Below are 11,200 nucleotides of genomic sequence, written 5' to 3' on the forward strand. Positions count from 1 at the left end.
AATGGCAGTACAAATCCGCAAGCTCGATTCGACCGCACCCGACTTCGCCACCACGCTGAGCGCGCTGCTCGCGTTTGAAGCCGAAACCGACGACGCCATCGAACTGGCCGTGGCCGGCATCCTGCGCGATGTAAAAGCGCGGGGCGACGCCGCCGTGCTCGAATACACGAACAAATTCGACCGCATCCCGAACGGCGGCGCGACCTCGATGGCGCAGTTCGACGTTCAGCAGGCCGAGCTCGAAGCAGCGCTGGCTGCGCTGCCCGGCGACCAGCGCGCCGCGCTGCAGATCGCGGCCGACCGCGTGCGCGTGTACCACGAGCGCCAGAAAGAATCGTCGACCGGCTTTACCTTCACCGAGCCTGACGGCACCGTGCTGGGCCAGCGCGTCACGCCCCTGGACCGGGTCGGCATCTATGTCCCGGGCGGCAAGGCAGCGTATCCATCGTCGGTCCTGATGAACGCGATTCCGGCCCACGTGGCGGGCGTCAAGGAAATCATCATGGTCGTGCCCACCCCGGACGGCGTGAAGAACCAGATGGTGCTGGCCGCGGCGGCGATTGCCGGCGTCACGCGCGTGATCACCATTGGCGGCGCGCAGGCGGTTGGTGCGCTGGCGTATGGCACCGAGACCATCCAGGCCGTCGACAAGATCGTCGGCCCCGGCAACGCGTATGTCGCCGCCGCCAAGCGCCGCGTGTTCGGCACGGTCGGCATCGACATGATCGCGGGGCCATCCGAAATCCTCGTGCTGTGCGATGGCACCACCGATCCGGACTGGATCGCGATGGACCTGTTTTCGCAGGCCGAGCACGACGAACTGGCGCAAGCCATCCTGCTGTGCCCCGACGCCGACTACATCGCACAGGTCGAAGCGAGCATCCACAAGCTGCTGCCCACGATGCCGCGCGCGGCCACCATCACCACGTCGCTGGGCGACCGTGGCGCGTTGATCAAGGTGCGCAGCATGGATGAAGCGTGCGAGATCGCCAGCAGCATCGCGGCCGAACACCTCGAGATCTCGGCTGAAGCTCCACAACAGTGGGCCGATAAAATCCGCCACGCCGGCGCGATGTTCCTGGGCCGTTACTCGTCCGAGTCGCTGGGCGACTATTGCTGCGGCCCGAACCACGTGCTGCCGACCTCGCGCACGGCGCGCTTCTCGTCGCCGCTGGGCGTGTACGATTTCCAGAAACGCTCGTCGATCATCCAGGTCAGCGAAGCGGGCGCCCAAACGCTGGGCAAGGTCGCGGCCACGCTGGCGTATGGCGAAGGCCTGCAGGCGCACGCGCGCAGCGCGGAACTACGACTCGATCCCGTTCCTTTGCCAACTGCACCCCAGGCATCATGAGCGACTGGGTCAACCAGGTATTCTGCGAGGATGCGCTGTCAGGATTGGCGCGCATCCCGGACGGGTCCATCGACCTGATCCTGACTGACCCGCCGTACAACCTGGGCAAGGACTATGGCAACGCTTCGGACCAGCAAAGCGTCGAGGCCTACCTGGCCTGGACCGAACAGTGGATCGATGCGGCGGTGCCGAAGCTCAAGCCCAACGGCAGCCTGTACATTTTTCTCACGTGGCGCTTCACGCCCGAGATCTTCGTGATGCTGAAAAAACGCATGACGATGATGAACGAGATTATCTGGGACCGCCGCGTGCCGTCGATGGGCGGCAGCGTGCGCAGCTTCTCGTCGGTGCACGACACGATTGGCTTTTTCGCCAACCGCAAGGATTACTACTTCGACCTGGACGCGGTGCGCATCCCGTATGACGCCGCGACCAAGAAAGCCCGCTCGCGCTCGATCTTCATCGGCGCCAAGTGGCTCGAAGTGGGTTACAACCCGAAGGACGTCTGGAGCGTCTCGCGCCTGCACCGCGAGCATCCGGAGCGCGCCGACCACCCGACGCAAAAGCCGCTCGAGATCATCGAGCGCATGGTCAAGGCGTCGTGCCCGCCGGGCGGGATCGTGCTCGACCCGTTCATGGGCAGCGGCACGACGGCCATCGCCGCCAAGCGCCTGGGGCGCCAGTACACCGGCTTCGAACTCAATCCCGCGTATTGCGCCATCATCCACGAGCGCCTGGCGGCGCCGGAGGTGCCAATGACCGGGGCAAAAAAACGCAAGGCGGCCAAGGCCGCCATGGCCACACTCTCCACGGAAGAAACTTCATGACCGACATCGCCAAACTGATCGAGAACACCATTCGCGCCGACGTGCGCGCCGTGGGCGGATACCACGTGCCGGACTCGGTTGGCTACGTCAAGCTCGACGCGATGGAAAACCCGTACCAGTTGCCGGACGACCTGCGCACGCAGCTCGGCGCGCGCCTGGCCGACGCGGCCCTGAACCGTTATCCGGTGCCGTCGTACCGCACGCTGAAGGACGCCATCTGCGCCAAGCTGGGCATCCCGGCCGGCTACGACGTCCTGCTCGGCAATGGCTCGGATGAGCTGATCACGATCCTGGCGACCACGATTGCGCGCCAGGAACGCGACGGTTCCAAGCGCGCCGTGGTGATGGCGCCGGTGCCGGCGTTCGTCATGTTTTCGCGTTCGGCGCAGTTTGCCGGCGCCGATTTTGTCGGCGTGCCGATCAAGCCCGACTTTTCGCTGGACCTGCCGGCGATGCTGGCCGCTATCGACGAGCACAAGCCGTCGCTGGTCTTTCTCGCGTACCCGAACAACCCGACCGGCAACCTGTATGACGCGGCCGACATGGAAGCGATCATCAACGCGCTGGGCGAGCATGGCGTGGTCGTCGTCGACGAAGCCTACCAGCCGTTCGCCAAGGTCAGCTTCATGGACCGCCTGCCGCAGCACCCGAACATGGTCGTGATGCGTACGCTGTCAAAGCTCGGCCTGGCCGGCATCCGCCTCGGCTACATGACGGCGGCCGCGCCCCTGCTGGCCGAATTCGAGAAGGTGCGTCCACCGTACAACGTGAATATCCTGACCCAGGTGGCGGCCGAATTCGCCCTCGAGCATCTGGATGTGCTGGACCGTCAGGCCGAGCTGCTCAACGTCGAGCGTACCCGCCTGGCCACGGAACTGGCTGGCCTGCCGGGCGTGGAAGTGTTCCCGTCGGCCGCCAATTTCATCGCGCTGCGCGTGCCCGATGCCGAGCGCGCCTGCAAGCTTCTCCACGGCGAGAAGGTCCTGATCAAAAATTTGAGTAAAATGCACACATTGCTGGCCAACTGCATCCGCGTCACGGTCAGCACGCCGCAAGAAAACGACCAGTTCCTGACCGCCCTGAAGGCTTCCCTGTAGTAGCGTCCCGTAGTTACGTACCTTGAAAAGCGCCCGAGCAATGACCCGTACCGCCGACATTACCCGCAATACCAACGAAACGCAGATCCGCGTCTCGATCAACCTGGACGGCACCGGCCGCCAGAAGCTCAACACGGGCGTGCCGTTCCTCGACCACATGCTCGACCAGATCGCACGTCACGGCATGTTCGACCTCGAAGTCGAAGCCGTGGGCGACCTGCACATCGATGCGCACCACACGGTCGAAGACACCGGCATCACGCTCGGCATGGCCGTGGCCAAGGCCATTGGCGACCGCAAGGGCATCCGCCGCTATGGCCACGCCTACGTGCCGCTGGACGAAGCGCTGTCGCGCGTCGTGATCGACTTCTCGGGCCGCCCGGGGCTGGAAATGCACATCCCGTTCACGCGCGCCATGATCGGCACGTTCGACGTCGACCTGACCGGCGAATTCTTCCGCGGTTTCGTCAACCACGCCGGCGTGACGCTGCACATCGATAACCTGCGCGGTGTGAACGCGCACCACCAGTGCGAAACCGTGTTCAAGGCATTCGGCCGCGCGCTGCGCATGGCCAGCGAACTCGATGAACGCGCCGCCGGCATCATCCCGTCGACCAAGGGCAGCCTGTAAGGCGAGACGCGACATGGCCAATAAAATTGTTGTGGTCGATGGACTGGGCAACCTGCGCTCGGTGGTCCAGGCGCTGCGCGCCGCCGCGCCCGAAGCCGACGTGCTCGTTTCCAGCTCGGCCGCCGACCTCGATGCGGCCGACCGCATCGTGCTGCCGGGGCAGGGCGCGATGCGCGACTGCATGAGCAGCTTGCGTGAATCGGGCCTGGAAGACGCGCTGCTGCGCGCCGCGAAGACGCGCCCGATCATGGGCGTGTGCGTGGGCGAGCAGATGCTGTTCGACGCCAGCGAAGAAAACGGCGGCACGCCGGGCCTGGGCCTGTTGCCGGGCAAGGTCGTGCGCTTTCAGCTGGATGGAAAACTGCAGAACGACGGCTCGCGCTTCAAGGTCCCGCAAATGGGCTGGAACCGCGTGCGCCAGTCGCGCGCGCACCCGCTGTGGGATGGCGTCGACGACAACAGCTACTTCTATTTCGTGCACAGTTATTACGCAGCGCCCGAAAACGCGCATGATGTGATCGGCGAAGCCGATTACGGCGGCCCGTTCTGCTGCGCTGTCGGCCGCGATAATATCGTCGCCACCCAGTTCCACCCGGAGAAAAGTGCGGCAGCGGGTTTACGCCTGTACCGTAATTTCATCCACTGGAATCCTTGATTCATCCTCGTATTTAACCCGTTAACTCTACCGACAACGACCATGCTGCTGATCCCCGCCATCGACCTGAAAGACGGTCACTGCGTTCGCCTCCAACAAGGCGATATGGAACTCGCCACCGTGTTTTCCGAAGATCCTGCCGAAATGGCGCTGCACTGGCTCAAGCAGGGCGCGCGGCGCCTGCACCTGGTCGACCTGAACGGCGCATTTGCGGGCAAACCGAAGAACGAATCGGCCATCAAGTCGATCCTGCAGATCGTGCAGGAATACGCCGAAGACAACGGCATCGACGAAATCCCGGTCCAGCTGGGCGGCGGCATCCGCGACCTCGACACCATCGAGCGCTACCTGGATGACGGCATCAGCTACATCATCGTCGGCACCGCCGCCGTGAAGAACCCGGGCTTTCTGCACGACGCCTGCGGCGCCTTCCCGGGCCACATCATCGTGGGCCTGGACGCGCGCGACGGCAAGGTCGCTACTGACGGCTGGAGCAAGATGTCGGGCCACGAAGTGATCGACCTGGCCAAGAAGTTCGAAGGCTACGGCGTCGAATCGATCGTCTACACCGACATCGGCCGCGACGGCATGATGGGCGGCGTGAACATCGACGCGACCGTCAAGCTGGCGCGCGCGGTGAAGATTCCCGTGATCGCCTCGGGCGGCGTGCACGTGCTGGCCGACGTCGAAGCGCTGTGCGCGGTGCAGGACGAAGGCATCGAGGGCGTGATCTGCGGCCGTTCGATCTACGAAGGCACGCTCGACCTGGCTTCGGCCCAGGACCGCGCCGATGAACTGACCGAAGGCGCTGGCGCCTGATTCCATGCTCGCAAAACGCATCATCCCCTGCCTTGACGTCACTGGCGGCCGGGTCGTCAAGGGCGTCAACTTCAACGAGTTGCGCGACGCCGGCGACCCGGTCGAAATCGCGCGCCGCTATGACGCACAAGGCGCCGACGAAATCACCTTTCTCGACATCACCGCCTCGAGCGACGGCCGCGACCTGATCCTGCCGATCATCGAAGCCGTCGCCTCGACCGTGTTCATTCCGCTCACCGTCGGTGGCGGCGTGCGCAAGGTGGAAGACGTGCGCCGGCTGCTCAACGCCGGCGCCGACAAGGTCAGCATGAACACGTCGGCCGTCACCAACCCGCAGCTGGTGTTCGACTGCGCCCACAAGCACGGTTCGCAGTGCATCGTGGTGGCGATCGACGCCAAGCAGATTACGCCGGGCCGCTGGGAAGTCTTCACCCATGGCGGGCGCAATGCGACGGGGCTGGATGCCGTCGAATGGGCGCGCAAGATGGAAAGCCTCGGCGCCGGCGAGCTGCTGCTCACGTCGATGGACCGCGACGGCACCAAGTCGGGCTTCGACCTGGGCCTGACGCGCGCCGTGTCCGACGCCGTGGGCATCCCCGTGATCGCCTCGGGCGGCGTCGGCGGCCTGGAAGACCTGGCCAACGGCATCCTGCAGGGCCACGCCGACGCCGTGCTGGCGGCCAGCATTTTCCACTATGGGCAGCACACGGTCGGGGAAGCCAAGCGCTTCATGCATGACCGCGGTATCCCGATGCGCCTGGAGTAACGCAATGACAACGAATGCCAAATGGCTCAACAAGGTGCGCTGGGATGAACAGGGCCTGGTGCCCGTCATCGCACAAGAGGCAACCAGCGGCGACGTGCTGATGTTCGCCTGGATGAACCGCGAAGCGCTCACCCGCACCGTCGAATCGGGCGAAGCCGTGTACTGGAGCCGCTCGCGCAAGAAGCTGTGGCACAAGGGCGAAGAGTCCGGCCACATCCAGAAGGTGAGCGAAATCCGCCTGGATTGCGACGAAGACGTCGTCCTGCTCAAGATCGAACAGGTCGGCGGAATCGCCTGCCATACCGGACGCCACTCATGCTTCTTCCAGAAGTACGACAACGGCGACTGGCACAGTGTCGAACCGGTGCTGCAGGACCCCGACACGATTTACTCAAAAGACAAGAAGACCCCATGAGCGTTACCCTGGCCCGCGTCGCGGCCGTGATCGAATCGCGCAAACCCGCCAATGGCGGCGACCCGGCCGCATCGTATGTTGCCAAGCTGTTCGCCAAGGGCGACGACGCCATCCTGAAAAAGATCGGCGAGGAAGCTACCGAACTGGTGATGGCCGCCAAGGACGCCCGCGTCGATGGCGACGCCGCCAAGGTGCTGTACGAATGCGCCGACCTGTGGTTCCACTCGCTGGTGCTGCTGGCCAAGTTCGACCTCACGCCGCAGCAGGTGCTCGACGAGCTGGCGCGGCGCGAAGGCGTGTCGGGGCTGGACGAGAAAGCCGCACGCACCGACGCCTGAGCCTGCGCGCCGGCCGGCGTGCCAACTGTTTGAACCGGTGTCATAATCAGTGCCTCGTCGTCATGGCGATGTCATGGAGCCTTGGTACGATGCCGGTGCTCGCTTGCGTGTCATGCAATGTAATCATCTGGAGACCGAATGGATAACTGCATTTTTTGCAAGATCGTTGCCAAGCAAATTCCGGCTGCCATCGTCTATGAAGACGACGACGTGCTGGCGTTCAAGGACATCAATCCGGCAGCGCCCGTGCACTTGCTGGTGATTCCAAAGGTGCACGTGGCCACGTTGTCCGATTGCACCGACGAGCATGCGGCATTGTTGGGCAAGATGCTGGCGCTGGCGCCGAAACTTGCCGAGCAAAATGGTATTGCGGTCAAGACATCGGCCGATGGCACGCCAAGTGGCGGTTTCAAGACGCTGATCAATGCCGGTCCGGATGGCGGGCAAGAGGTGTATCACCTGCACTTGCACATGTACGGCGGTCCGCGTCCATGGCGCGGGCTGGGACTGTAGGCAGCGTCTAAGTCTGGGTTAAGTTCGGGTTAAGTTCGATTAGGAGCAACGGGCTCCCGCATCGCATATACTCGGTGTGTATGCAGTTTGCGCTTCACTAATTTTTCAGGCGCCAGGCGCCATCAGGAGAACAACATGGGTGGATTGAGTATTTGGCACTGGGTCATCGTGCTGGTGGTCGTGATGCTGATTTTCGGCACCAAGAAGATCAGCAATATGGGTTCCGATCTGGGCAAGGCCGTCAAGGGCTTCAAGGATGGCGTCAAGGGTGACGAAGAGCGCGCTGCCGAAGCAGAAGCCGCCCGTGTCCAGGCAACGCAGCAGGTGGCCGACAAGTCGACCATCGACGTGGAAGCCCGCGACAAGACCCGCCTGTAACCCGGCGTCCTCATGATCGATCTTGGACTGTCGAAAATCGCGATCATCGGCGTTGTCGCGCTGATCGTGATCGGGCCGCAAAAGCTGCCCAAGGTGGCGCGCATGGCTGGCACGCTCTATGGGCGTGCCCAGCGTTACCTGCATGACATCAAGTCCGAGGTCAGCCGTGAAATCGAACTCGACGAACTGCGCAATCTGCACAAGGAAGTGCAGGACCGCGCGCAGTCGTTCAAGAACGACGTCGAATCGGCGACGAGCGAATTCGGCTCGTCCGTGACCAGCCACGTCGATGAAGTCGAGGCATTGTGGGACGAGCGCGGCTCGGATCCATCTGCCCACGTGATCATGCCCACCGTGGCCGACATCGACCGCAAGGCCAAGGACTTCCGCCGCAAGAAGCTGGTGCGCACTTCCAGCGTGCCGGCCTGGTACAAGAACCGCCATGGCACCAAGCGCCATGTGATGTCGGGCGCGGCCCGCGTGCGCAAGTACCGTCCCGGTGCCGGCACGAATTCCACCTCCTCTTTTTTCTGATCGCCTAGCTGATGACTGAACAAGCCGCCGGCGAAGATACCTTCATCTCGCACCTCGTCGAGCTGCGTGACCGCCTGGTCAAGGCCTCGATCGGCATTGCGATCGTGTGCGCCGCGCTGATGGCGTGGCCTGGCCCGTCGCAGATCTACGACCTGATCGCAGCACCGATGATCGCGTCGCTGCCGCCAGGCTCGACCATGATCGCTACCGGCGTGATTTCGCCGTTTCTGGTACCGATGAAGGTCACGCTGCTGCTGTCCTTCATCCTGGCGCTGCCCTGGGTGTTTTACCAGGCCTGGGCCTTTATTGCGCCGGGCTTGTACGCCCACGAAAAGCGCCTGGTGATGCCGCTCGTGATTTCGTCGTCGCTGCTGTTCATCGGCGGCGTGGCGTTCTGTTACTTCTTCGTGTTCGGCCGTGTGTTCCACTTCATCAGCGCGTTTGCACCGACGTCGATTGCCGTCACACCGGATATTGAAAACTACCTCGATTTCGTGATGTCGATGTGCCTGGCGTTCGGCGCCTCGTTCGAAGTGCCGGTGGTCGTCGTGATCCTGGTGCGCATGGGCATCGTGCCGATCGAGAAGCTGCGCGAAGTGCGCTCGTATGTCATCGTCGGCGCGTTCGTCATCTCGGCGATCGTCACGCCGCCGGACGTGGTCAGCCAGCTGGCGCTGGCCATTCCGATGTGCCTGCTCTACGAGCTGGGCCTGATGGTCGCACCGATGTTCGCCCGCGCCACGCGCGCACCCGAAGAAACGGCGTAACAAACGTCCCGTCACGATCCGGGGGGGGCGGCACCTCAAGGTGCCGCCCCCTTCACACTTTTACTGCATCAACTCCGAAATCATCTTGACCGGCGCATTGCCGTAGCTCAGGAACTGGTCGTGGAACGCCTTCAGGTTGAAACGCTCGCCCAGCTGCGCCTTGCGACGCTCGCGCAGTTCCATGATCTGCTCGTAGCCGCTGTAGTAGCTGGTCAGCTGGACCGACGTCAGCGTCGCGCGGCGCCATTTCTCATCGGCTTCCTGGCGTGTCTGGAAGGCCTGGCGCGTCAGCAGATCGATCGCCTGCGCCTGGTTCATGCCGTTCACGTGCACGCTGTAGTCCAGGATCGTGTTGGTCACGCTGCGCAGGTTCCACTTCGAGTACATCAGCCACATCTCGGGCGCGTTGTCGCCATAGCCCGATTCGAGCATCATGCGCTCGCCGTAGACCGCCCAGCCTTCGACCATCGCGCCATTGCCGAACAGTGACTTGATCAGCGACGGCGAGCGGTTCGCGTGCACCAGCTGCGCATAGTGGCCGGGAATCGCTTCGTGGATGTTCAGGATCTGCAGGATCCATTCGTTGTACTCGCGCAGGCTGCTCTCGGCCTGGGCATCCGTCAGGCTGTCCATCGGCGTGACGTTGTAGTACGTCTTGTCCTTAGAACGATACGGGCCCGGTGCATCGATGCTCGCGCCGGCGACGCCACGCTGGTACATCGGCGTTTCGCGCACTTCGAGGGGTTTGCTCGGGTCGAGCGTCAGCAGGTCATGCTTGATGACCCAGTCCTGCAGCAGCGGGATCTGGCGCCGGATCTCGGTGAAGAAGTCCTGGCGCTTGACGTGACGGGCGGACAGCTTGTCGATCATCATGCCAATCTTCTGGAAGCGCTCGGCTGGCTTGGTCACGCCGGCCATGTAGCGCGGCCACAGTTCGTCCGAAATCTTGTCCATGTGCGTGAGCAGCTCTTCGCGCGTGGCCAGGGCCTTGCGGTAGGTCTGCTCGGCGCTGCTGGACGACTGGATGTCGAGCGCGAACTTCTGCTCGTACAGCGCCTTGCCGATGCGGAACGGCCGGGCCTGGCCATTGGCGGCCTGGCGCTTTTCCATGTCGCTCAAAAAGTCGACGTAGCCCAGCACCGCAGTACCGGCGTTGGCGATGCGCTGCGCGAAGATGGTCTTTTCCTGCGTGGTCAGGATCGATTCCTGCGCCGCCTTGCCCAGGTCGGCCAGCACCGCCAGCGTGCCCGGCGCCTGGCTGATCGCCAGCTGGGTGTGCTCGCGCGTCGGCGTCTTGATCGACGCCTGTGCGGCCGCGTAATAGGCAGGCACATCGGTCAGGCGCTTGAGGATCGTGCGCAGGCGCTGCGGCTTGGCCGCGTAATCGGTATTGAGGATCAGGTCGAGCGGCGCGGCGATGTTGTAGGCCGACGGGTTCCACTCGAACTCGCGCCAGGTGGTCAACGCCCAGCGGTCCTTTTCCAGCTTGTTGAGCAGCAATACCAGGTCGGTGCGGTAGCGCGGCGAGAGCTGCTTCGGATCGAGCTTGCCGAATTTTTCCAGCCACTCGTTGGCAAAGGCCAGCTGCTTGGCGCGGGTGGCAGGGTCAGGCAGCGTCAGGTTCGCGGCCTGGTCGAACTTGCCGACATAGATACCGCCTTCCGGGTCGACGCGCCACAGCGCAGTCAGGTACTGCATGCTCAGCGTGGACATGCGGCGATCCAGGCGGCCTTCGCTGGCTTTCGCCGGCGCGGCGCTGTCGCTGGCGCTGGCACTGTTATTTGTACTCGTGCTGGCGGCAGCGGCGGTCGCCCCAATGGCGGCGGCGCCGACGACGGCCTTCTTGGCCTTGGTCGACTTCTTGACGACCTTCGTCGACTTCGCCTTGCTCTTGGCTGGCTTGGTGGCGGCGCTGGCCGGCGCCAGTGCGAAGCAGGCCAGCACGGCTGCCAGCGCGATTTTCGTTTTTATCATCGTATTCGGCCCTGTAACAAGTGTGAATTCGTGATCCGCAACGGCGCGAATCGCGTGCAGGTTAGCACCAAACCCGCCGTTTGCGGACGGATGAAACATTCCGACACGAACGGGACAAAGTGCAATATTACTGTT

The 11,200-nt window shown here is 63.5% G+C and carries 14 protein-coding genes; 13 read left to right on the forward strand and 1 reads right to left on the reverse strand.

Translation table 11 applies throughout. The features are described from left to right. Position 1: 1 nt before the first annotated feature. From hisD to tatC, 13 genes are all read left to right on the forward strand, one after another. Positions 2-1,351, forward strand: coding sequence for a histidinol dehydrogenase (gene hisD, locus AC56LH_RS21840; RefSeq protein ID WP_499649607.1), 1,350 nt, complete (start codon positions 2-4; stop codon positions 1,349-1,351). Continuing rightward, complete coding sequence (locus tag AC56LH_RS21845) at positions 1,348-2,178, forward strand: DNA-methyltransferase (protein ID WP_258836816.1); 831 nt, start codon at positions 1,348-1,350, stop codon at positions 2,176-2,178. The genes hisD and AC56LH_RS21845 overlap by 4 nt, the downstream gene beginning before the upstream one ends. Beyond that, positions 2,175-3,275: a histidinol-phosphate transaminase gene (hisC, locus tag AC56LH_RS21850; protein WP_499649610.1), complete on the forward strand. Its 1,101-nt coding sequence runs from the start codon at positions 2,175-2,177 to the stop codon at positions 3,273-3,275. The genes AC56LH_RS21845 and hisC overlap by 4 nt, the downstream gene beginning before the upstream one ends. 40 nt (positions 3,276-3,315) lie before the next feature. After that, positions 3,316-3,906, forward strand: coding sequence for an imidazoleglycerol-phosphate dehydratase HisB (gene hisB / locus AC56LH_RS21855; RefSeq protein WP_183555121.1), 591 nt, complete (start codon positions 3,316-3,318; stop codon positions 3,904-3,906). A gap of 13 nt (positions 3,907-3,919) precedes the next feature. Then, positions 3,920-4,561: an imidazole glycerol phosphate synthase subunit HisH gene (hisH, locus tag AC56LH_RS21860; protein WP_183555123.1), complete on the forward strand. Its 642-nt coding sequence runs from the start codon at positions 3,920-3,922 to the stop codon at positions 4,559-4,561. Positions 4,562-4,603: 42 nt separating this feature from the next. Next, positions 4,604-5,380, forward strand: a complete 777-nt coding sequence (gene hisA / locus AC56LH_RS21865) for a 1-(5-phosphoribosyl)-5-[(5-phosphoribosylamino)methylideneamino]imidazole-4-carboxamide isomerase (protein WP_258836814.1) — start codon at positions 4,604-4,606, stop codon at positions 5,378-5,380. A gap of 4 nt (positions 5,381-5,384) precedes the next feature. Continuing rightward, a complete protein-coding gene (gene hisF, locus AC56LH_RS21870) occupies positions 5,385-6,146 on the forward strand; it encodes an imidazole glycerol phosphate synthase subunit HisF (RefSeq protein ID WP_499649612.1) in 762 nt (253 codons plus the stop codon). A 4-nt stretch (positions 6,147-6,150) separates the two neighbouring features. Then, positions 6,151-6,561 (forward strand): phosphoribosyl-AMP cyclohydrolase, encoded by a 411-nt coding sequence (hisI, locus tag AC56LH_RS21875; RefSeq protein WP_183555129.1) that lies wholly within the window; start codon positions 6,151-6,153, stop codon positions 6,559-6,561. Further along, positions 6,558-6,899, forward strand: coding sequence for a phosphoribosyl-ATP diphosphatase (locus AC56LH_RS21880; RefSeq protein WP_258836813.1), 342 nt, complete (start codon positions 6,558-6,560; stop codon positions 6,897-6,899). Before hisI ends, AC56LH_RS21880 begins: the two co-directional genes overlap by 4 nt. A gap of 138 nt (positions 6,900-7,037) precedes the next feature. Beyond that, on the forward strand, positions 7,038-7,412 hold the full coding sequence (locus AC56LH_RS21885; protein WP_183555133.1) for a histidine triad nucleotide-binding protein: 375 nt from the start codon (positions 7,038-7,040) through the stop codon (positions 7,410-7,412). A 135-nt stretch (positions 7,413-7,547) separates the two neighbouring features. Further along, positions 7,548-7,790, forward strand: a complete 243-nt coding sequence (gene tatA, locus AC56LH_RS21890) for a Sec-independent protein translocase subunit TatA (RefSeq protein WP_183555135.1) — start codon at positions 7,548-7,550, stop codon at positions 7,788-7,790. 12 nt (positions 7,791-7,802) lie between these two features. Beyond that, positions 7,803-8,324: a Sec-independent protein translocase protein TatB gene (gene tatB, locus AC56LH_RS21895; protein WP_499649614.1), complete on the forward strand. Its 522-nt coding sequence runs from the start codon at positions 7,803-7,805 to the stop codon at positions 8,322-8,324. Between the two features lie 11 nt (positions 8,325-8,335). Continuing rightward, positions 8,336-9,091, forward strand: a complete 756-nt coding sequence (gene tatC, locus AC56LH_RS21900) for a twin-arginine translocase subunit TatC (protein WP_499456012.1) — start codon at positions 8,336-8,338, stop codon at positions 9,089-9,091. 60 nt (positions 9,092-9,151) lie between these two features. Here tatC and AC56LH_RS21905 read toward each other — a convergent pair whose 3' ends face one another. Beyond that, entirely contained in the window at positions 9,152-11,065 is a 1,914-nt protein-coding gene (locus AC56LH_RS21905) for a DUF885 domain-containing protein (RefSeq protein WP_499649616.1), read from the reverse strand. Positions 11,066-11,200 lie beyond the last annotated feature (135 nt).

Source organism: Telluria sp. LT1R51-2, from assembly GCF_059685775.1.